Here is a 21,397-nt window from a genome sequence, read left to right as displayed (position 1 = left end):
TGCAGATTTTATCTTGCACCTTTTGCCTTTAGCCCTGCACCATTCTATTAACCGCCAATAATCATGGTTAGCTTAGCTATAAACTCTTTTGCCGCTTGTTCAGAGTTAATTTTAAAAGCGACACCATAATGAATAGGCTGCGCGCTTTTATAAATACGAGTCGGAAAACGGGTCATTTCACTGCTATGAAAATAGCCTTGAGTACGCACAACCCCATCAATATCAGTAAAGTCATCACTAAACACTTCAAATGCAGGACGGATCACAATTTTACCTTTCCCCGTTTCGGCATGGGTGTAAAACGCTTCTTTAGAGTTTGCTAGCATATACTCAGCAATGTTTTTTATTTTGAAATTACTTCTACACTCTAGTTTTATCAGCTGCTCTGTTAACTCGTCTGCGCTAAATGCCACGTGACTTTCCTTTTTATTTAATAGTTAGGGTCTGTTGATCTTTCAAGGTTAAATTTGCAGCAGTCTGTTTGGTATTTAGGCAAGGCAAAGCCTATGTGGTGTGGTTATTCCCCATAAATAGGCGATAACGCTGCATCAATGCCAAACAGGCGCTGCCCTTCGGGTTCTGCCTAGGGGCGATTTACTCTTTGTTGCACGGTTTTTACTTAGCCCACTAGGTTACAAACCTCGCGCCGCGATTAAACCGCCCCTAGTTTGAACAAATTGTAATCCGCAAAGGTCAACAGACCCTAGACTAACTCATGCATGAGTGAAAGTCCGAAATTTATTATTTAGTGTTTATTTAACACTACATACAAACGCTAATTGCTGATTTTTATAACTCAACCGGCTTATTTCAGTATCACAATATTGGCTTAAATCGAGCCATTGAGATATATCAGATCCAGCTGTTAGTTGTCGTTGATAGATACGATTTTTAATTGCGTAAGCAACTGTATTTTCATCTTTTAAGATGAAGTCTTGTACTTGGTTTGGCAACCTAAGGATGTTGCTTACCTGCTTGGTTTGAGGGTCAAAACGGGCTAACTGGTGCTGGCCATTTTTACTATGACTAAATAAAAATTCACTTCGCGATTTATTGTAAATAAGTGTGCGACCAATGTTATTTGCAACAACTTCACCTTTAGCCGCAACAACCGATGTATATTGTAATGTATGTGGCTCACCTAAAATAAACATCACTAAATCGTTGTTATTACCCCAAGCGTGGTAGCCCACAGGCTCAATCCAATCAAAAATACGACTTGGTGCCTGCTCTGTACTCAGCGGATATTGCCATAACTTTTGTTTGCCATCTTCTTCAACCACGATAGCAGATAAACTATCACCACTCGGTGTTACTGTTGGCGAATACTCACTTACAGCTGTATTGGTGATCATGGAGGTTTGTTTTGATGATAAATCGTAAAGCGCAATATCAGTTTGGCTCTTATTATTACTGATTACCTCACGCGTATAATAAAGGCCCGTATCGGTTAAGTGGGGCTGATTGTTGTAGCTGGTTTTATCACTAACAATGCTTACGCGTATGCCATGCGGAGTATTTAAATCGGCAAGCAGTATTTGACTTTTAGGCATATTTGCCTGGGCAACGCCCAATGTTAAAGCATTAATTGTTATTAGCCCTAACAACGGTTTGATCAGTTTCATGCTTTCTCTCGTTTTAATTTTAAGCACCTCATGATAACGTTATTTACTGATGACGTCACTTGACCTAGCTTAGTAAGGTCTTTATAACTAATGGGTCATAAAAAAGAGAACAAACATGTCAGCTAAACACCCTATTATTGCAATCACCGGCTCATCTGGAGCAGGCACTACAACCACCACCAATGCCGTGAAGCATATTTTCCGCAGCCTCGATATCAATGCTGCATTTATTGAAGGTGATAGCTTTCATCGTTACACACGTCCTGAAATGGACAAAAAAATTCGTGAAGCCCAACAAGAAAGTAAACACATAAGTTATTTTGGCCGAGAAGCCAATGACTTTGGTGCATTAGAAGACTTATTTACCAAGTATGGTGAAACAGGCGAAGGTAAACTGCGCCGTTATTTACATACCTTTGACGAGGCCGTGCCTTATAACCAGTTACCTGGAACATTTACGCCTTGGCAGGAGCTTGAGCAAAATACAGATTTAATGTTTTACGAAGGCTTACATGGCGGCGTGGTCGACGAAGATCATGATGTTGCTAAGCATGTTGATTTACTCATAGGCATGGTGCCAATTATTAACCTTGAGTGGATCCAAAAGCTTATTCGCGATACCTCAGAACGCGGCCATTCTCGTGAAAAAGTAATGGACTCGATTGTGCGCAGTATGGATGACTACATTAATCATATAACGCCGCAATTTTCTCGTACCCATATTAACTTTCAGCGAGTACCCACCGTTGATACCTCCAACCCATTTAGCGCAAAAGATATCCCCTCCCTTGATGAAAGCTTTGTCGTTATTCGCTTTAGGGGCATTGATGACGTTGATTTCCCGTATTATTTACGCATGATTGAAGGCAGCTTTATGTCGCGGATCAATACGCTTGTGGTACCCGGTGGCAAAATGGGACTCGCTATGGAGCTAGTGCTTACACCACTGATCAAAGATATTATTTTGAAAAAACGCGCCTTAGCAAAATTAGCCCCACCTGAAATTCCTATTTAAGTGTATCGCTCATTTCTTAGAGACTACTTTGGTTCATAAGATCTAACAACATACAATGATCCTATGGAGCTGATCATTTCTTTTATCAAGTGATCGCAAATACATTCTGCTCTTTTTTGTTTAGTCTAACTCACGTACACTGCTGATTTTAAGTATGATGAGAGTAGTATGTCGCAAGCTATTAAAATTGTTGTTGGGTCTAAAAACCCAGTAAAAGTAAATGCCGCTAAACACATTTTTGCGATGTATTTTCCCGAGCAGTTAATTGAATGTAGTGGCGTTCACGCCCCCTCTGATGTACCCGATCAGCCTATAGGCGAAGAACAAACGTGTTTGGGAGCGCAAAACCGAGTTAACTACTGTAAAGCACAGCATCAAGCAGACTACTACATAGCGATGGAAGGCGGCGCAGCGCAATTTAGCTATGGTGCAGCAACCTTTGCCTATGTCGTTATTGATGACGGCGCACAGCAAGTTACAGGCCGAAGCAGTAACTTACCTTTGCCTTCAGTTTTTTATAATGCATTGCTGCAAGGTGAAGAACTTGGAGATGTGATGGATAAGGCTTTTAATACCACCAATATTAAGCAGCAAGGGGGTGCTATTGGTTTATTAACTGATCATCATGCAACACGAGAAAGTACCTATACTCAAGCGCTGACTCTAGCCATGGCCCCTTTTCTTAATCCCACTTTATATAATCAATAACGGATGTTTTAATGAAGTATAACTACGTATTATTTGATGCCGACGAAACCTTATTTAGCTTTAATGCCTTTGCTGGCTTACAAAAAATGTTGGCTGCTTATGACATGGATTTTACCAAAGCAGATTATGACCATTACCAAAACACCAATAAGCCACTATGGATTGCTTATCAAAATAACGAAATTACCGCAAATCACCTGCAAGTAACTCGCTTTAGTGAGCTGGCAAATAAGCTTAATGTTCCAGCCCAGCAGCTAAATGATAACTTTTTATCGGCAATGGCTGAAATTTGTATGCCTTTACCCGGTGCGGTTGAATTATTAAACGCCCTTAAACCTCATGCCAAATTAGGTATTATCACTAATGGCTTTAGTCAGCTGCAAGCACGTCGCTTAGCACATACGGGGCTTCAAGATATGTTCGATTGGCTGGTAATCTCTGAAAAAGTAGGTATTGCTAAGCCTGCAAAAGAGATATTTGAGCACACCTTTAATTTAATGGGGAATCCACCGAAAGAGCAAATTTTAATGGTAGGTGATACCGCCAGCAGTGATATTATTGGTGGACGAAATGCAGGCATAGACACCTGCTGGTTACAGCACCCTGGGGTAATCTTACCTGAAGGTATTAAGCCAACGTATCAAGTCACTGAGTTAAAACAGTTACAAACCATTTTAGGTCTGTAATACCTGACTGATTGTGCTGACAAACAGCCAAAAAAAATGACGCTAATAAGCGTCATTTTTTATAACTGTATGTAAGCGGTTAACTAATTAGGCGTTTGCTAATTCAAGACCGGGTGCAGGCATCGAAACAGGCGTTTCAAAGGTTGCCCACTCCCATGCTGACTCAGTTGCCATAATTTTGCGTAGTAACTTGTTGTTTAAATCATGGCCTGATTTAAATGCAGTTACTTTACCTAAAAGGTTATGACCTGTCATAAACATGTCACCTACACAGTCTAGTATCTTATGCTTGACAAACTCGTCTGGGTAACGCAGACCGTTCGGATTTAAAACTTTAAATTCATCAAGTACCACTGCACTATCCATACTACCACCTAGTGCAAGGTTATTAGCATGCATATATTCAATATCTTTCATAAAGCCAAAAGTACGCGCGCGACTAATCTCTTCAGTAAAGCTTTGTGCGGTAATATCTAAGCCAATGCGTTGGCGGCTTTCATTGATTGCAGGGTGATCAAAGGCAATTTCAAAGTCGATATGGAATCCGTCGTAAGGTTCTACTTCAGCCCATTTATCGCCTTCTTCAATACGTACTTTTTCTTTAATACGAATAAAGCGTTTAGCAACATTTTGCTCTTCAATGCCGCCTTTTTGTAATAAATAAATGAATGGCAATGCACTACCATCCATTATTGGAACTTCTGAGCTATCAAGTTCAACAATTAGATTGTCGATACCCATTGCCGCAACAGCCGCAATTAAATGCTCTGTAGTTGATAAGCGAACACCATCTTTGTTTATTAAACAGGTACACAATTGCGTATCACCAACGGCTTCAGGTGTTGTTTCAAAATCAACAACCGGATCAAGGTCGACACGACGAAATACAATCCCAGTATTTGCGCTCGCAGGTCGGAGAGTTATTGTGACCTTCTCACCTTTATGAAGTCCAATTCCTATGGCTTTGACTACTTGTGCAATCGTACGCTGTTTAATCATAGGTTCGCTCACTTTAAGTATATATTACAGTTAGACGGCGGATTGTAACATAAATACGGTATAACTACAATATTCGTTCATATTTCGCACAAAAGTACTGTTTTTTAATTAGTCTGCTTGTTTACGTAAAAAGGCGGGAATGTCGAAATAATCGCCACCCTCAGACTTATCTGTTTTCTTAGCACTGCTTGACGACGTATTCGTTGCTGAACTTGAAGAGCTAGTCGATGCGCTTTGCTCTTTTGATTCAGTTTGCGATGTCGTTGTAGGCTCTTCAGTCGTGCTTGTGCCTTGGCTTGCAAAGCTAGGTACATACATGCTGCTACTTGTTTGTGTGCTTGAGCTAGTTACATCAGAGCCTGACGCTTTTTTGAAACCGTTATCTACAATACCAAACTGTGGACGACGATCACCACCTAAGCCAGTTGCAACTACAGTTACACGTAGCTCATCCGTCATTTCAGGGTCAATTACCGCACCAACAACAACCGTTGCGTTTTCAGACGCTAGCGCCTTAACGTGATTACCCACAATTTCGAATTCTTCAATCGCGATATCCATACCCGCAGTAATGTTAACCAAGATGCCTTTAGCACCGGTTAAATCTACGTCTTCTAGAAGCGGGCTTGAAATAGCAGCTTCTGCTGCTTCTTGTGCACGATCAGGACCCGATGCAGATGCTGTACCCATCATCGCCGTACCCATTGCAGACATAACAGTACGTACGTCGGCGAAATCCACGTTAATTAGACCCGAGCGAGTAATTAACTCAGCAATACCTTGTACCGCACCAAACAATACGTCATTTGCTTTAGCAAATGCATCCAGTAAAGTTGTTCCTTTACCCAATACTTTTAATAGCTTGTTATTTGGAATAGTGATTAACGAGTCCACAATTTCAGATAATTCGCTAATACCTTGCTCTGCAGCAGCGGCACGCTTTTTACCTTCAAAATCAAACGGACGCGTTACCACTGCAACAGTTAAAATGCCTAGCTCTTTAGCAATTTTAGCCACGACTGGCGCAGCACCGGTACCTGTACCGCCACCCATGCCTGCCGCAATAAACACCATATCGGCACCTTCAAGGCTAGCACGAATGGTTTCGGCGTCTTCTTCGGCCGACTCACGACCTACTTCTGGGTTGGCACCCGCACCTAACCCAGAGGTTATTTGCGTGCCTAATTGTACAGTTACATCAGCGGCTGAATTACGTAATGCTTGCGCATCCGTATTGGCTGCGATAAAACGAACGCCTTCTATTTGTTGTTTTACCATGTGCTCAACTGCGTTACCGCCGCCACCGCCTACACCGATTACTTTTATTACAGCTTCTTCGCTGTGTTGTTCCATTATATCAAACATATTTACTCTCCGACTTGAGTACTAAAACTCGCCTTGAAACCATTTTGTGATGCGATTCCACCAATTATTATTATCATCCGCTTTCGACTTTTGTGCATTCATCGACTGCATAGTACGCCCGTATTGTAACAAACCTACAGCGGTTGCGTACGATGGATCATCAACATAATCAGTTAAACCTACTACACCAATTGGTTTACCTATTCTTACTGGCATCTGAAAAATATCTTCAGCCACTTCCATTGCGCCAGTCATTTTAGCAGTTCCGCCAGTAATGACGAGACCTGCTGCAATTTGGTCTTCTAATCCTGAGCGACGAATTTCTTCCATCGCCAGTTCAAATAATTCTCTAAAACGTGGCTCAACCACTTCAGATAACGTATGCCTAGACATCAGTCTTGCTGGTCGCCCACCTACGCTTGGCACTTCAATCGTGTCTTCGCTGCTCGCCATTTGGCTACTTGCACAGGCATATTGTACTTTGAGTGACTCTGCATGTGATATAGGTGTGCGAAATATTTTTGCAATATCACCGGTTACTTGGTTGCCCGCCACAGGAATAACCGCGGAATGACGCAGCGCACCATTAATATAAATAGTGATATCCATAGTACCACCACCGATATCTAGCACCGCGACACCTAGCTCTTTTTCATCGTCCGTCAGTACGGAGTAACACGAGGCAAGCGCAGTGAATATAAGTTGGTCAACTTCAAGCCCACAACGTTCAACACATTTTTCTATATTTTTAGCCATATCGTTGGAGCAGGTAATAATATGCGCACGTGCTTCCATACGCACACCACTCATGCCAAGTGGGTTTTTAATCCCCTCTTGCATGTCAATGCTGTACTCTTGTGGCAAAGCATGCAACATTTTGCGTTCAGCTGAAATTGGCACTGAGCGAGCTATATGGATTACATTTTCAATGTCTTCGTCAGTTACTTCGGTGTTGTTAATAGCTACAACACCACTTTCGTTCTGACATTGAATATGTTTGCCAGAAATACCCAAATAAACCGAGCTAATACGACAATCAGCCATCAATTCGGCTTCATCAATTGCGCGGCGAATAGACTCAGACACTAAATTTAAATCGTTAACGCCGCCTTTATCCATTCCATGAGATACTTGGCTCCCCACGCCAACAATGCTGAGCTTGTTATCTGTGGTGATTTCACCTACCGTGGCCACTACTTTCGAAGTGCCTACGTCCAATCCAATCACTAGGTTTCTTTCTGCTGACTTAGTCATGCCTTACTCTTTATTATAATTGCTGTTCTTGCAGTGGCTTATAGCTCACTGCAAGGCCGGTATCGTAGCGTAAATCAATTGCATCTATCTGTGCATCAGCACGTTGTTCTATGCGTGAATAAACGTCTATAAAACGCTGTACACGCTTGGCTTTATCCTTGCGCCCTAAATTTAAACGCACGCCATTATCTAACCAAAGTTGCCACGAAAACCGCTCAGATAGCGCAAGGCTAGTGAGCGTTAGTGCATTTACTTTAAGCATTTCATCAAACTGTTTAAACGCTACCCATGCTTCTTTTTCACTGCCTTCTGGCCCATATAACTGGGGTAATGTGGCACTTAATTTATCACTTTTAGCCTCAAACGCATCGCCGCTTTGATTAATCAATAAATCACTGTTCCAGTGAGCGACCGCTTGATGCTCTACCACGTAAACTTGGATAGTATCAGGCCATTGCTTTCTTACCGATACCGTTGCCACCCAAGGTAGTTCTTGCACTAAATGCTGAACATGCTTTACGTTTAACTCAAAAAAGCTACTTAAATCCGCTTTTTTTATCGCGGTAGTTATTGCTTTTTCATCGGTGTATTTGGGACTCCCCAACACCGTTAGATGCTTAATTTGCGCATCTTTATTTGCAACTAACCAATGGGAAACCCCATTGGTTATTTCAATTAACCCAATCACCACAGCTAGAAAAAAGCTCACTCCAAAAATCAGCGACCAGTTAAGTTGCTGTTTTAGTTGCTGCGCTTTCTCTAAAAAGGGATGCATATTAAAGGGTTTGCTCCAAAATGCGAACAACTAATTGCTCAAAACTTGCCCCATTGGCTTTTGCTGCCATTGGCACCAGTGATTTTTCTGTCATGCCTGGCACGGTATTCACTTCTAATAAGTAAAATTGGCCTTGCTGATCTTGCATTGCATCGACGCGACCCCAGCCACTGGCACCCACTAAATCAAACGCATCGAGTGCCATCGCTTGTAGTTTTTGAGTATCCGGTTGTGATAAATCTGCTGGGCAATGGTATTGCGTCGTACTTGACTGATATTTAGCTTGGTAGTCATAAAACCCATTTGGGGTGCTCATTTCAATCACAGGTTGTACTTCATCACCGAGTACCGTAATTGTAAATTCACGCCCCGTGATCCATTGCTCTACCAATACTTGGCTGTCGAACTTAAATGCATTAGTGAGCGCATCTTCAAGCTCTTCTGCAGAGCTTGCTTGCGCCATACCAATACTAGAGCCTTCGTGCGATGGTTTTACCATCACTTTTTTAAACTCATCGATAATCGCTTTAGCATCAAAGCCTTTTTTAGCATCAACTACCGCATAAGGTGCTGTACTTAAGCCTGCCGATTTAAACAAGTGCTTACAACGAATTTTATCCATTGCCAATGCTGAACCCAGTACATTACTGCCGGTGTAAGGCAAGTTCATAAACTCTAAAGCACCTTGTACTGTGCCATCTTCACCACCTCGGCCATGCAGCGCAATAAAAACGCGATCAACGTTTAAGTCTTTTAATTCCCACAATGAACGAATTTGTGGGTCAAACGCAATCGCGTCAATGCCACTTGCTAAAAGAGCACTGAGTACCGCTTGACCAGATTTTAATGACACGTCGCGCTCTGCTGAGTTTCCACCTAGCAGTACCGCTACTTTACCAAATTGGGAACTTACCTGTGTCATACTTCACCTTGCTTTAATTTTTCTATCGACATGTTTGTTGCTGCTAAACTTTTAACTAGCTGACCTATGTTACCTGCGCCTTGCGTAAGTACTAAGTCATTATTTTGTAGGCAGTTAGCAAGTACACCCGCAAGCTCTGAGCTTGAAGCTACATGCAGTGGCTCTTTGCCACGCTGGCGTAAGCTGCGGCATAAACTCTTACTATCAGCACCAACAATCGGCTCTTCGCCTGCACTGTAAACATCAAGCAATAGCAACTGATCAACCTCGGCGAGTACTTTCACAAAATCTTCGTATAAATCGCGAGTACGGGTATAGCGATGCGGCTGATAAACCATCACTAAACGCTTATCAGGCCAGCCTTCTCGCGCTGCGGTGATGGTAGCTGCCACTTCTGATGGGTGATGACCATAGTCATCTACTAACATCACATTACCGCATTCGTTTTCAAATTCACCATAATGCTGAAAACGACGGCCAATGCCTTCAAAAGTATCTAATGCCGCTAAAATTGCATGATTAGCTATGTTTTGATCTTTTGCCACCGCAATCGCTGCGGTTGCATTTAGGGCATTGTGCTTACCTGGCATATTTAACTTGGCGGTTAAACTCTCGCCTTGTTTATTAGTAACAGTAAATTGGCATGTATTGGCTGTTTGGCTAAACTCACTCATTCGATAGTCAGCATCTTGCGATTCACCATAAGTGATCACCGGACGACCAAAGCGAGGTATTAATTCTGCGGCAACGTCTGAATCTATACACACTACAGCTAGCCCGTAAAACGGCAGGTTATGAATGAACTCAACATAAGTATCTTTCATTTTTTCTAGGCTGCCGCCGTAAGTTTCCATGTGATCTTCTTCAATATTAGTGATCACTGATAGCATTGGCTGTAAATGCAAAAATGAAGCATCGCTTTCATCCGCCTCAGCGATTAAAAAGTCGCTTTTGCCTACTTTAGCATTGCTGCCAGCACTATTTAATAAACCGCCAATAATAAAGGTTGGATCGAGCCCTGCTTGCGCATAAATGCTGGCAATTAAACTGGTTGTTGTGGTTTTACCATGGGTGCCAGCAATGGCAATACCATGACGAAAACGCATCAGCTCAGCTAACATTTCTGCACGGCGAACTACCGGAATACGCGCAGCTTGCGCGGCTTGAATTTCAGGGTTTGTTTTATCAATTGCACTTGAAACCACAACCACATTAGCATCTTTTACATTATTTTCATGATGGCCAATAAATACTTCAGCGCCCGCTTGAATTAAACGCTCGGTCATGGCGCTGTGCGCTATATCCGAGCCGGTAATACGGTAACCTTCAAAAGCCAATACCTCTGCAATACCGCCCATACCTGCACCACCTATTCCTACAAAGTGAATAGTTTCAATGCGACGCATCGCAGGGCGTGTATATTTTTCTTTTGCTAATGTCTGTTTCACTTATATTCTCTTATTTGTTACTTGCTCACAGTGCATAGCGACGCTGGCTGTGGCATCTAAAATAGCCTGCTGCTTTGCTTTAGCAGCCATTTTAGTTATTAATAAAGGTTCAGCTAAATAGGGACTTAAAAGTTCAACAATACTGCGCTGATTAAATTGCCCTTGTGGCATTAATAATGCCCCTTCTGCCATTACTAAATACTGTGCATTTGCTGTTTGGTGGTCATCAACCGCGTGAGGAAACGGTACAAATACCGCCATTTTACCTGCTGCAGCAATTTCACTCACCGTTAGCGCTCCAGCGCGACAAATCACAATATCGGCCCAGCCATAAGCGGTATCCATATCATCAATAAATTCAGCAACAGTTACTTGCTCATCGCCCATTTGTTGCTGCTGGTAACTTTCGCTTACACTGGCAAAATGGCCTTTACCGGTTTGGTGCCAAACATTAATGGCACAAGTATCATTTAAGCGCTTAAATGCTTCTGGCAGCGTTTGGTTGAGTACTTGCGCACCTAGTGAGCCACCCACTACAAGCATATTGATTGGACTTGATACTTCCCGCTTAGGTATATCAACTACACTCTGACGCACAGGGTTACCCACCAACTCTGCTTTACCACTGGCAAAAGCACTTGGAAATGCGGCTAATACGCGATTCGCAAATTTCGCTAGCCATTTATTGCTCATACCAGCTACGGCGTTTTGCTCATGAATTACCAAAGGGATACCGAGACTTTTTGCCGCAATACCCGTAGGGCCTGTCACGTAGCCGCCCATAGCTAAAACCACGTTAGGGCGTTGTTGTTTTAATACTTTACGCGCCTGCAATATTGCATTAATAACCATGAATGGCGCTTTAATGAGGCGTTTTAAACCATTACCTCGCACGCCTTTTACATCAATAAAATCAATTTCTATGTTGTGCTTGGGCACGACACTGGCTTCCATTCTATCAGGAGTGCCTATCCAGCTAACTTGCCAACCTTGCTGTTTGAGATAATCAGCAACCGCAATCCCCGGGAAAATATGTCCACCTGTGCCCCCTGCTACAACGACTATTTTTTTACTCATCGTTTAGCTCCCCCGACGTGGCCTGTTTAGTTGCCATCTTCGTTTCAAAATCTACCCGTAATAAAATACCAGTGGCTATGGTCATCATTAATAAACTTGAGCCACCATAGGAAATAAACGGTAGGGTTAGTCCTTTGGTTGGTAATATACCGGCACTGGCGCCTACATTAACCATAGTTTGAAATGCAAACCAAATACCGATAGCTAAAGCTAAATAGCCTTCATATTCTTTACCGTTTTTAAGCGCATTTTGGCCAATTAGTAGCGCTCTAAATACTAATGTCCCTAATACCATTAAAATACTCAATACGCCCATAAAACCAAGTTCTTCAGCAATCACGGCAAAAATAAAATCGGTGTGTGCTTCCGGTAAATATTGTAATTTTTGTACGCTATTGCCTAAGCCTTGGCCAAACCAATCACCTTGGCTATAAGCCATCAGTGATTGCACTAATTGATAACCTTTACCAAAAGGGTCATCCCAAGGCTCTAAAAAACCCACCACACGCGCCATACGATAGGGCTCAAACACAATCAACCCAACCACTAGCGCAATACCGGTTAAAATAAGTGCAAAAAATTGCCAAAGCTTAGCACCAGCTAAAAACAATAAACCAACTGTAGTAACAAACATCACCACCACGGTTCCTAAATCTGGCTGCATTAAAATAAGCGCTGCATAAACGGCAAATACCGCTATGGGTTTAGCAAAGCCTTTAATGTTTTCTTGTACTTCACTGCGCTTACGGACTAAATAGCCAGCGATATAACTAAAAAAGAATAACTTAGCGAGCTCTGAAGCTTGAATATTAAATGGTCCGATAGGTATCCAACGGGTCGACCCATTGACTTCACGACCGACAATAAGCACCACCAATAACAACACTAAGCCGAGTAATAATAAGTAGGGATTAGCTTTTTCCACCACGACATAGGTACTTGAGTACTTATGCAAAATAAACAAAACGAGAGCCCTAAAAAAATACCGTGGCGGATAGTAAAATGATAAATATTGCCAAACAGCCTATCGGCCGTCGGCATTGAAGCACTAGTTACCATCACAAAGCCCACCCCTATTAGCATTAGCATGCAATAAAGTAGCGGCACATCATAAAGCTGCGCCGAAGGTTTAGGGGTAAATGCCTCTTTAATATCCGCAAAAGCTATCATGACAGCTCCTGCAATACACAGTGCACAAAATCATCGCCGCGCTGCATATAGTTGTTGTACATATCTATACTGGCGCACGCTGGGGCTAATAAAACAGTGTCGCCTGACGTACTTAATTGTTTAGCAAGGGCGACAGCTTCAGACATGTTAGTGGTTAAATGACCTTTAGCAGTTAATGCCACTAACTCTTTTGCATCTTTACCAAAGCAAATGAAGGCTTTAACGTGTTGCTCAACATAAGGTTTAAGTGCCTCTAAATCAGCACCTTTGGCATCACCACCAGCAATAACCACTAAATTTTGTTGTTCACCCGCTAAACTATCAATGGCCGCTATTGTTGCGCCTATATTGGTGGCTTTAGAGTCATTAAAATATTTAACGCTATTAAACTCACCCACAAATTGGCAACGATGCGCTAAGCCGTTAAATTGAGCTAATGCAGTTTTATAATGCGCTTTAGTTATTTCAAACGGGCTGAGTAACGCCATTACTGCCAGCGTGTTTAAATAGTTATGCTTACCAACAACAGCTAAGGTACTTACTGGTAAATAAGCTTCGCCCTTTACCATAAAGTACGCTTCGTTATTATGCTGTGCTAAGTGGTAATCGCCTTGTGCTTCTCCAAAGCTAACTTGTGGTGCTAACGTGCAACTCACTGGGTGTGTTTGTCTATCGTCAGCATTAACCACTAAAAGTTCAGCGCCGTTATAAATACTTAATTTTGAATCTATATAAGCTTGATAGCTATCATAGCGATCAAGATGATCTTCTGAAATATTAAGCACGGTTGCACTGCTGGCTTTTAAGCTGTCAGTGGTATCAAGCTGAAAGCTCGACAGCTCCAGTACAAACACATCAAAGTCACCGTCAAGTAAATCCAGTACAGCTGTGCCAATATTGCCGCCCAGTGCTACTTTATACCCCGCGGTTTTTAATACTTCGTAAGCAAGGGTTACTACCGTTGATTTACCATTTGATCCTGTTACCGCAATAACTGGTTTAGTGTTAATGCGTGCAAATAACTCAACATCACCAATTACTTCTACACCGGCATTCAATGCCTGTGCAACAGCAGGAGTTTTTAAACTTAGCCCAGGGCTAATAATGATCATATCGCAAGCACTGAGCACCGCATTATTTAAATCACCAAAGTGAGTATTTAGATTAGCGGCATGTTGCTTGAGCCAATCAACGCCGGGGGATTCTCTCGGCTATCGACTACATTGGGCTGTATGCCTTGAGATAATAAAAAACGCACAATGCCCAGACCGGTTACACCGAGTCCGAGCACTGTTATTTGTTTATTTTTTATCTCGTTTAAATACTGCATTTATCGGATCTTTAATGTCGCAAGGCCAGCAAGTACCAGCACAATAGAAATTATCCAAAAGCGCACAATGACGCGTGGCTCTGGCCATCCTTTAAGTTCGTAGTGATGGTGAATAGGCGCCATTCTAAAAATACGTTGGCCGCGTAATTTATAAGAGCCAACTTGTAAAATTACCGACAGCGCCTCCATTACAAACACGCCCCCCATAATAATAAGTAATAGCTCTTGGCGAACCAGCACGGCAATAATACCTAATGCACCACCAAGCGCTAACGAGCCTACATCGCCCATAAATACTTGTGCTGGATAGGTGTTAAACCATAAAAAGCCTAACCCAGCACCCACAATAGCGGTACACACCACTACCAATTCACTGGCAAGTGGCAAATGCGGAATGTGTAAATAAGCTGAAAAGTTAATATTACCAGTTAAATAAGCAATAATAGCCAGCGCTGCAGCCACTAAAATTGTTGGCACAATCGCTAAGCCATCTAGTCCATCGGTTAAATTAACCGCGTTTGAGGTTCCCACTAATGCAAAATAAGTAATTACAATATAAAACAGGCCTAGTTGTGGCAGTACATCTTTAAAAAATGGCACAACAAGAGATGTCTCTGTCGCTTGGGTACTGGTCATATAAAGTGCAGTAGCTACAACTAGTGCAATTACCGATTGCCAAAAATACTTCCACTTAGCAATCAGCCCTTTAGGATCTTTACGGATCACCTTACGGTAATCATCAATAAAGCCAACAATCCCCAATGAGCCAATCACAAATAAAGTGGCCCAGACGTATTTATTAGACAAATCAGCCCACAATAAAGTGCTGGTGAATATTGCCGCTAAAATAAGTAAGCCACCCATAGTCGGTGTACCCGATTTAGACAAGTGTGATTGCGGACCATCATCACGTACTGTTTGCCCAATTTGCATGCGCTGTAAACCACGAATTAACTTTGGCCCCAAATAAAGCGACATAATTAACGCGGTCAAAATACCTAAAATGGCACGTAGAGTTAAATACGAAAAAACATTAAAGCCACTATAATATTGAGTTAAATACTCAGCCAGCCAAACTAACATTATGATACTCCATTGATGGCTTGTTGCTGGCCATTAACTAAATCGGTTACTAAAAGCTCCATGCGAGAACTGCGTGATCCTTTCACGACAAGGGTAATTTTTTTATCAACTTTGCTGATACTGCTTTGAATTTGCTGCAGCATTTGCTCACGATTTGAAAAGTGACGATTAGGCAGCTCAAATACATCACTAGCTGACTTACTTAATACACCAAGTGTAAATAGCTCATCAATACCTTGCGCTAATGCATATTCGCCCACTTCTTGATGATACTTACGAGCATCTTCACCAAGCTCTCCCATATCACCGAGAGCCAAAATACGATGACCTTGAATATCGCTAAGTAAATCAATCGCCGCTTTTACCGACTTAACGTTGGCATTATAGGTATCATCAATAATGGTGAGTGACTCACTGGCTTCAATCAGGTTAACCCGTCCTTTAACTTCACCCATGGTCGCTAGGGCGCTGGCAATTTCTTCAAGTGACACGTCAAACTCACTGGTTAATGCCGCAGCAATAAGCGCGTTGCTAATATTATGCTTGCCTGGCAATGCTAACGTAACTGGTACTCTGTGTTGTTTGGTACATAACGTAAAGCTTGCGCGAGCTTGTGCATCCAGGCTGATGTCTTCTGCCCAAATATCCAGCTTTTCACTGCTAGAAAAACATTTAATATTGCGCGTTGCTAACTTATCAAGCCAATACTGACTAAACTCGCTATCGCAATTAACAATGGCAATGCCATCGTCTTTTAAACCGTCGTAAATTTCGCCTTTGGCTTGTGCCACACCTTGTAAGCTACCAAAACCTTCTAAATGTGCCGCCGCAACATTACATACCACGGCAACATCCGGTTTGGTCATGGCGGTAGTGTAGGCAATTTCACCAATATGGTTTGCACCGAGCTCAATAACCGCATAACGGTGCTGTGGCTCTAATCTCAATAAGGTAAGAGGCACGCCAATATCATTATTGAAGTTGCCTTTAGTCGCTAAAACATCCCCTTTACTTGATAAAATAGCGGCACACATTTCTTTAACTGTGGTTTTACCTACACTGCCAGTAATAGCGATAGTTTTAGGTGCAACTTGCGCCATCACCGCTGTACCAATTGTGCCTAATGCAATACGGGTATCGGCAACTACAAATTGAGCAATGTCGGTCTCTACAGCGTGATCGACAATGACTCCAATTGCACCTTTTTGTTTTGCTTGCTCAATAAACTTATGGCCATCAAAATTGGGGCCTTTAAGTGCCAAAAACACTTCACCATCACACAACGTACGGGTATCGGTGTTTATATTTATTACTTGACGATTATCACCTTGATAATCGGTTGCTAGCACATTAGCTAGCCAATCAAAATCCATTGGGATCATGCTTGAGACCCTCTTACTGCTTGTTTTAATTGTTGTTGTACAAATTGGCGGTCGCAAAAATCAATGCGTTTGTCGCCTATAATTTGATAGTCTTCATGCCCTTTACCGGCAATTAAAATAACCTCACCGGCTTTTGCGTTATCTATAGCAAATCGTATTGCAGCACCCCGGTCGGCCTCTAAATGAGCGTTTTGTGGGTGTGTTAATCCTGCAGCTACATCATTAATAATTTCATTAGGATCTTCAGAGCGCGGGTTATCACTGGTAATGATCACTTTGTCTGCAAACTGCTCAGCGGCCTGTGCCATTAATACACGTTTACCTTTATCTCTGTCGCCGCCGCAACCAAATACACAACTTACACCACCTGGTACATGTTGCTGCAGCGCTTGTAACGCTAAAGCCAATGCATCCGGTGTATGTGCATAATCAACCACACAAGTAGGCATACTTGGCGCTGTAAATGCTTGCATTCTGCCTGCAACAGGTTGTAAATATTCACACCCTGCTACTAATTGCGCCAATGGATAACCCAGTGCTAATAATGTGGCTAAAGCAGCGGTCAAATTATACAGATTAAATTCACCATATAACGGTGACTTTATGGCAGTGTCACCCCAACTTGTAGTTAATTGCGCCGAAATACCGGTTGCCGAATAGCTAACATCAGAAAAATACACAAACTGAGCGTTTTTAGGAGCTAAGTTTTTACGGCCATAACAAATTAGTTTATTAAAGCTATATTTTTCAATCCATTGCTCTGCTTGTCCGTCATCTTGATTAAGAATGACATTGGCGGCATCAAAATCACGAAACAGCATCAATTTGGCATCACCGTAACTATCCATATCACCATGATAATCTAAGTGATCGCGAGATAAGTTAGTAAAAACCGCCGCTTTAAAATGACACTGATCAACACGGTGCTGTACCAACCCATGCGATGATACTTCCATCGCTACTAAGCGGTGTTGCTGCTCTTTTAAGTCACTTAAAATATGCTGTAAATCCACACTTGAGGGCGTGGTATTTTGCAGCGGTGTTAAATTATCTGGATAGCCATAACCGAGCGTGCCTATGATTGCGGCTTGGGTATGACAAAACTGTGCTAAATGGGCAATCATTGCGGTAGTAGTCGACTTACCATTTGTTCCTGTTACGCCAACTAAATCTAATTCTAGGCTCGGTTGCTGGTAAAATTTACTCGCTAATACAGGCAATTTTTTATTTAATTCTGAAACCAAATAAAGCGGCTCAAAATCACTTTCAAACTCACACAGTCTGTCGGCAATAATTGCACTGGCACCATTTTCAATTGCTTTATCAATAAACTGCCCGCCATCAAGCTGATGACCTTTTATTGCCACAAACACATCACCAGGTTTTACATCGCGGCTGTCTAAACGCAACTCGTTTACCATTAAACGTGCTGCATCTATTTCTAAATATTTTAAAATTGTGTGTAAATCACGCACCATCATCTTTGCCCTTCACGTATGCCGCCGAGTCTTTATCTGGGGCAACGTTTAAAATTCTTAATGAATTAGAGATTATTTCTGCAAACGCCGGACCTGCCGTTGCGCCACCGTAATAAACATCTCCACCGGGCTCGTTGATTAATACCACAACGGCTAATCGCGGATTACTTGCTGGGGCAATACCCGCAAAGTAACCCACATATTCGTCACCATAACCACCTGCAGCGGCCTTTTTAGAAGTACCTGTTTTGCCCGCTGCACGGTAGCCATCAACTTTAATGCGACGCGCGGTACCACCGTCTTCAAATACGCTTTCCATCATATGAACCACGGCTTCAACATCTTGTTGTTGAAAAACACGTTCACCTTCAGGTATAGAGTCTTGCTTTAGTACAGTGAGAGGGCGGTTCACCCCACCCGCGCCTAACATGGCGTAAAAACGAGCCATTTGCGCGGTACTCACGGCAATATTGTAACCAAACGAAAGTGCGGCAATTTCGTGATCTGACCAACGACGGTTAGGGTAAAATAAACCACTACTTTCCCCGACCATGCCGGTACCACTATCACTGCCAAAACCCACCTTTTGGTAAAGACCGACAAAATAGTCTTTGGGTACGGTTTGGCTTATTTTTGTTACGCCCATATTACTGGAGTATTTTAAAATTTCGCGCAGCGTCATTTCACCATGATTACGGGTATCTTGTACTAAGCTGCCCCCTAAACGCATCCAGCCTGGGTAGGTATCAACTTTGTCATCCGGTTGGATTGTGCCGTAGTCTAATCCAGCTAAAATGGCTAGAGGCTTAACGGTTGAGCCGGGTTCAAACAAATCGGTAATTGCACGGTTACGACGCTTATGAGGAGCCGCACCGCTTAAATTGTTAGGATTAAATGAAGGACTATTTACCATAGCCAAAACTTCACCAGTTTTAACATCAACCACCATGGCTGAGCCTGAAGTGGCCTTGTAAGTTAATACCGCTGATTTAACCGCTTTGTAGGCAATCGCCTGAATACGTTGATCAATACTCAGTTGAATACTCTCAGGCTCCACTCGCTCGCGCTCATCAAGCACTTCAACTTCACGTCCTTGGGCATCTTTTCGAATCGTACGTCGGCCTTCTTCACCTGTGAGTGCATTTTCGTAAAGCTTTTCTATGCCTTCAATGCCTTTGCCATCGATATTAGTAAAACCAATGATATGCGCACTGACCTCACCGGCAGGGTAATAGCGTTTTGACTCATCTAATAAATGAATACCTGGTAGGCGTAAATCGCCAATATAATTAGCAACAGCCGGAGTAACTTGGCGTTTTAAATAAACAAAGCGACGAGTAGGATCATTGAGTAGTCGGGTATTAATTTTGCTCGGTTCAATACGCAGTACATCGGCAAGTTCACGCCAGCGCAAATCGTTTTTATAATACAGGGCGGTACGCTTATTTAACTCAGCGACATTTTCACGCAATGTTTGCTGATCTTCACCATTTTTACGGGCTTGCCTAAGTACTTTACTGACAAGTGATTTATGCAACGCTTTAGGATCGGCATACACACTGACTACAGGTACACTAACTGCTAACTCTTTACCGTTACGATCGAAGATCATGCCGCGTTGCACATGTAATTTTTCAACACGTACTGTACGCTTGTCACTTTCGGATCGGGCCTTATCGGGTTCAATTACTTGCAAATACGCAGCACGCGATACCAAAGTCACAAACACTAAAAAAATCACCACGCACACTAAAATAAAGCGCCATGCGATTAGGTTGTTGACTGGTTTTTTGCCTCGCGTTCTCATTGTAATATGATTACCTGCTCATCTTGGCTGGTTGGCCGCTTCATTTCTAATTGTGACGTTGCCACTTCTTCAATGCGTGCATGTTGTGAATAAAACTCTTCTTCCACTAAAAAATAACGCCACTCTAAATCCAGTTCATCACGCTCTTGCAGTAACGAATCCTGCTCAATTAATTGAGCACGAGATAAGTGGGTTACCTGTACTACGCTCAAACTTGATGCGAATATCACAACCAACAAGGCCAAGGTGATCTTGTTTGCACCTAGGCCTTTAATTATTTCAATAAATAGATTGGGTTGGCGATAACTCGCTTTTTTACTCATCCCAACCTCTGTGCAATCCTTAGTACTGAGCTGCGAGAGCGTGGATTGCGCGCCACTTCATCAGCACTTGGTTTAATAGCTTTACCCACTGCTTTTAACGTCAGATTTTTATTTATTTGTGCGTCGGTTAAAGGCAGACCTCTGGGTATCGCTTCTCCCTTACTCTGTTTTTTAATAAATTGTTTTACAATGCGATCTTCTAAAGAGTGGAAGGAAATAACAACTAAGCGACCACCTGGCTTAAGAACTTTAATCGCCGCTTGTAGTGCGGTTTGAATTTCCTCTAACTCGCTATTGATATAAATACGAATTGCCTGAAACGTGCGCGTTGCAGGATGTTTAAACTTGTCTTTAACAGGTACAGCTTCATCAACTAAATCTGCGAGCTGTTTAGTGGTAGTGATTGGCGTATGTTCACGCACTTCCAATATCTTGTGTGCAATGCGCTTACCAAATTTTTCTTCACCTAGCTTTTTGATCACATGGGTAATGTCATCTAGTTCCGCCTCAGCTAACCACTGCGCAGCGCTGCGGCCTGTGCTTGGATCCATTCGCATATCAAGCGGGCCGTCTTTCATAAAACTAAAGCCACGAGCGGCGTCATCTAACTGCGGTGACGACACACCAATATCAAGTAAAATGCCATCAACTTTACCAATAAGATCGTTTTGCTCAGCAACTTCGTATAGTTTCGAGAATCGTGAATGAGCAATTGAAAAACGTGAATCGTCGGCAAACTTTTCTGCTGACTTTATCGCTTGTGGATCCTGATCAATAGCCTGCAAGCGACCAGCGTCGCCCAAGCGCGCTAATATTTGCCCTGAGTGTCCGCCACGTCCAAAGGTGCCATCCATGTAAATGCCGTCTGGCTTAATTGCAAGTGCATCTATGGTTTCGTCCATTAATACGGATACGTGTTCAAATTGCGCTGTCATTAGCTATTTTTTGCC

At 42.5% G+C, this 21,397-nt stretch carries 18 protein-coding genes and 2 pseudogenes; 3 read left to right on the top strand and 17 right to left on the bottom strand.

From position 1 onward, the window contains the following. Positions 1 to 47 precede the first annotated feature (47 nt). The gene (locus AB8618_RS02095) at positions 48 to 413 is read right to left on the bottom strand and encodes a hypothetical protein (protein WP_008114788.1); all 366 of its coding nucleotides are present in this window, start codon (positions 411 to 413) and stop codon (positions 48 to 50) included. 339 nt (positions 414 to 752) lie between these two features. Continuing rightward, on the bottom strand, positions 753 to 1,625 hold the full coding sequence (locus AB8618_RS02090) for a hypothetical protein (protein WP_413401245.1): 873 nt from the start codon (positions 1,623 to 1,625) through the stop codon (positions 753 to 755). Between the two features lie 115 nt (positions 1,626 to 1,740). Between AB8618_RS02090 and AB8618_RS02085 the strand changes: the two genes are divergently transcribed. The 3 genes from AB8618_RS02085 (at position 1,741) to yjjG (ending at position 4,034) form a co-directional block, all read left to right on the top strand. After that, positions 1,741 to 2,640: a phosphoribulokinase gene (locus AB8618_RS02085; protein ID WP_008114793.1), complete on the top strand. Its 900-nt coding sequence runs from the start codon at positions 1,741 to 1,743 to the stop codon at positions 2,638 to 2,640. Positions 2,641 to 2,808: 168 nt separating this feature from the next. Further along, positions 2,809 to 3,348 (top strand): inosine/xanthosine triphosphatase, encoded by a 540-nt coding sequence (yjjX, locus tag AB8618_RS02080; RefSeq protein WP_413401244.1) that lies wholly within the window; start codon positions 2,809 to 2,811, stop codon positions 3,346 to 3,348. An 11-nt stretch (positions 3,349 to 3,359) separates the two neighbouring features. After that, positions 3,360 to 4,034 (top strand): pyrimidine 5'-nucleotidase, encoded by a 675-nt coding sequence (yjjG, locus tag AB8618_RS02075; protein WP_413401243.1) that lies wholly within the window; start codon positions 3,360 to 3,362, stop codon positions 4,032 to 4,034. Between the two features lie 87 nt (positions 4,035 to 4,121). Here the strand turns inward: yjjG and lpxC are convergent, their stop codons facing one another. The 15 genes and pseudogenes from lpxC to rsmH all read right to left on the bottom strand — a co-directional run bounded on the left by lpxC (position 4,122) and on the right by rsmH (position 21,382). Further along, positions 4,122 to 5,033, bottom strand: a complete 912-nt coding sequence (gene lpxC, locus AB8618_RS02070) for a UDP-3-O-acyl-N-acetylglucosamine deacetylase (protein ID WP_010390707.1) — start codon at positions 5,031 to 5,033, stop codon at positions 4,122 to 4,124. 108 nt (positions 5,034 to 5,141) lie between these two features. After that, a complete protein-coding gene (gene ftsZ / locus AB8618_RS02065; protein ID WP_413401242.1) occupies positions 5,142 to 6,398 on the bottom strand; it encodes a cell division protein FtsZ in 1,257 nt (418 codons plus the stop codon). 21 nt (positions 6,399 to 6,419) lie between these two features. Beyond that, a complete protein-coding gene (ftsA, locus tag AB8618_RS02060; protein ID WP_013464060.1) occupies positions 6,420 to 7,652 on the bottom strand; it encodes a cell division protein FtsA in 1,233 nt (410 codons plus the stop codon). Between the two features lie 13 nt (positions 7,653 to 7,665). Further along, positions 7,666 to 8,427: a cell division protein FtsQ/DivIB gene (locus tag AB8618_RS02055; protein ID WP_413401241.1), complete on the bottom strand. Its 762-nt coding sequence runs from the start codon at positions 8,425 to 8,427 to the stop codon at positions 7,666 to 7,668. Between the two features lies 1 nt (position 8,428). After that, a complete protein-coding gene (locus tag AB8618_RS02050; protein ID WP_413401240.1) occupies positions 8,429 to 9,349 on the bottom strand; it encodes a D-alanine--D-alanine ligase in 921 nt (306 codons plus the stop codon). Then, positions 9,346 to 10,755, bottom strand: a complete 1,410-nt coding sequence (gene murC, locus AB8618_RS02045) for a UDP-N-acetylmuramate--L-alanine ligase (RefSeq protein WP_413402925.1) — start codon at positions 10,753 to 10,755, stop codon at positions 9,346 to 9,348. Before murC ends, AB8618_RS02050 begins: the two co-directional genes overlap by 4 nt. A 42-nt stretch (positions 10,756 to 10,797) precedes the next feature. Then, positions 10,798 to 11,874 (bottom strand): undecaprenyldiphospho-muramoylpentapeptide beta-N-acetylglucosaminyltransferase, encoded by a 1,077-nt coding sequence (gene murG / locus AB8618_RS02040; RefSeq protein ID WP_413401239.1) that lies wholly within the window; start codon positions 11,872 to 11,874, stop codon positions 10,798 to 10,800. Then, a pseudogene (ftsW, locus tag AB8618_RS02035) lies at positions 11,867 to 12,915 on the bottom strand (putative lipid II flippase FtsW). The gene murG and the pseudogene ftsW overlap by 8 nt, the downstream one beginning before the upstream one ends. A gap of 125 nt (positions 12,916 to 13,040) precedes the next feature. Beyond that, positions 13,041 to 14,374: pseudogene (murD, locus tag AB8618_RS02030) on the bottom strand (UDP-N-acetylmuramoyl-L-alanine--D-glutamate ligase). Then, positions 14,375 to 15,457, bottom strand: coding sequence for a phospho-N-acetylmuramoyl-pentapeptide-transferase (gene mraY, locus AB8618_RS02025; RefSeq protein WP_076919888.1), 1,083 nt, complete (start codon positions 15,455 to 15,457; stop codon positions 14,375 to 14,377). It lies immediately after the preceding pseudogene. Continuing rightward, entirely contained in the window at positions 15,457 to 16,839 is a 1,383-nt protein-coding gene (locus AB8618_RS02020) for a UDP-N-acetylmuramoyl-tripeptide--D-alanyl-D-alanine ligase (RefSeq protein WP_413401236.1), read from the bottom strand. The genes mraY and AB8618_RS02020 overlap by 1 nt, the downstream gene beginning before the upstream one ends. After that, positions 16,836 to 18,314, bottom strand: coding sequence for a UDP-N-acetylmuramoyl-L-alanyl-D-glutamate--2,6-diaminopimelate ligase (murE, locus tag AB8618_RS02015; protein WP_413402922.1), 1,479 nt, complete (start codon positions 18,312 to 18,314; stop codon positions 16,836 to 16,838). Before murE ends, AB8618_RS02020 begins: the two co-directional genes overlap by 4 nt. After that, complete coding sequence (locus tag AB8618_RS02010) at positions 18,307 to 20,124, bottom strand: penicillin-binding transpeptidase domain-containing protein (RefSeq protein ID WP_413401235.1); 1,818 nt, start codon at positions 20,122 to 20,124, stop codon at positions 18,307 to 18,309. Before AB8618_RS02010 ends, murE begins: the two co-directional genes overlap by 8 nt. After that, positions 20,121 to 20,447 (bottom strand): cell division protein FtsL, encoded by a 327-nt coding sequence (gene ftsL, locus AB8618_RS02005; protein WP_010390691.1) that lies wholly within the window; start codon positions 20,445 to 20,447, stop codon positions 20,121 to 20,123. Before ftsL ends, AB8618_RS02010 begins: the two co-directional genes overlap by 4 nt. Continuing rightward, positions 20,444 to 21,382 carry a 16S rRNA (cytosine(1402)-N(4))-methyltransferase RsmH gene (gene rsmH, locus AB8618_RS02000; protein WP_010390683.1) on the bottom strand — a complete coding sequence of 313 codons (939 nt, stop codon included), beginning with the start codon at positions 21,380 to 21,382 and terminating at the stop codon, positions 20,444 to 20,446. Before rsmH ends, ftsL begins: the two co-directional genes overlap by 4 nt. Positions 21,383 to 21,397 lie beyond the last annotated feature (15 nt).

Origin of the sequence: Pseudoalteromonas sp. RW-H-Ap-1 (assembly GCF_048318575.1) — a bacterium.
GTDB lineage: Bacteria > Pseudomonadota > Gammaproteobacteria > Enterobacterales > Alteromonadaceae > Pseudoalteromonas.
Note: the sequence above shows the minus strand (reverse complement) of the source record. Positions and strands in the feature narration are given on the sequence as shown.

Coding starts and splice junctions, on each gene's coding strand:
- murG (WP_413401239.1), bottom strand. CDS start 11,874: ATGAGTAAAAAAATAGTCGTTGTAGCAGGGGGCACAGGTGGACATATT.
- murC (WP_413402925.1), bottom strand. CDS start 10,755: ATGCGTCGCATTGAAACTATTCACTTTGTAGGAATAGGTGGTGCAGGT.
- yjjX (WP_413401244.1), top strand. CDS start 2,809: ATGTCGCAAGCTATTAAAATTGTTGTTGGGTCTAAAAACCCAGTAAAA.
- ftsA (WP_013464060.1), bottom strand. CDS start 7,652: ATGACTAAGTCAGCAGAAAGAAACCTAGTGATTGGATTGGACGTAGGC.
- AB8618_RS02010 (WP_413401235.1), bottom strand. CDS start 20,124: ATGAGAACGCGAGGCAAAAAACCAGTCAACAACCTAATCGCATGGCGC.
- ftsL (WP_010390691.1), bottom strand. CDS start 20,447: ATGAGTAAAAAAGCGAGTTATCGCCAACCCAATCTATTTATTGAAATA.
- lpxC (WP_010390707.1), bottom strand. CDS start 5,033: ATGATTAAACAGCGTACGATTGCACAAGTAGTCAAAGCCATAGGAATT.
- ftsZ (WP_413401242.1), bottom strand. CDS start 6,398: ATGTTTGATATAATGGAACAACACAGCGAAGAAGCTGTAATAAAAGTA.
- yjjG (WP_413401243.1), top strand. CDS start 3,360: ATGAAGTATAACTACGTATTATTTGATGCCGACGAAACCTTATTTAGC.
- mraY (WP_076919888.1), bottom strand. CDS start 15,457: ATGTTAGTTTGGCTGGCTGAGTATTTAACTCAATATTATAGTGGCTTT.
- AB8618_RS02050 (WP_413401240.1), bottom strand. CDS start 9,349: ATGACACAGGTAAGTTCCCAATTTGGTAAAGTAGCGGTACTGCTAGGT.
- AB8618_RS02090 (WP_413401245.1), bottom strand. CDS start 1,625: ATGAAACTGATCAAACCGTTGTTAGGGCTAATAACAATTAATGCTTTA.
- AB8618_RS02085 (WP_008114793.1), top strand. CDS start 1,741: ATGTCAGCTAAACACCCTATTATTGCAATCACCGGCTCATCTGGAGCA.
- rsmH (WP_010390683.1), bottom strand. CDS start 21,382: ATGACAGCGCAATTTGAACACGTATCCGTATTAATGGACGAAACCATA.
- AB8618_RS02055 (WP_413401241.1), bottom strand. CDS start 8,427: ATGCATCCCTTTTTAGAGAAAGCGCAGCAACTAAAACAGCAACTTAAC.
- AB8618_RS02020 (WP_413401236.1), bottom strand. CDS start 16,839: ATGATCCCAATGGATTTTGATTGGCTAGCTAATGTGCTAGCAACCGAT.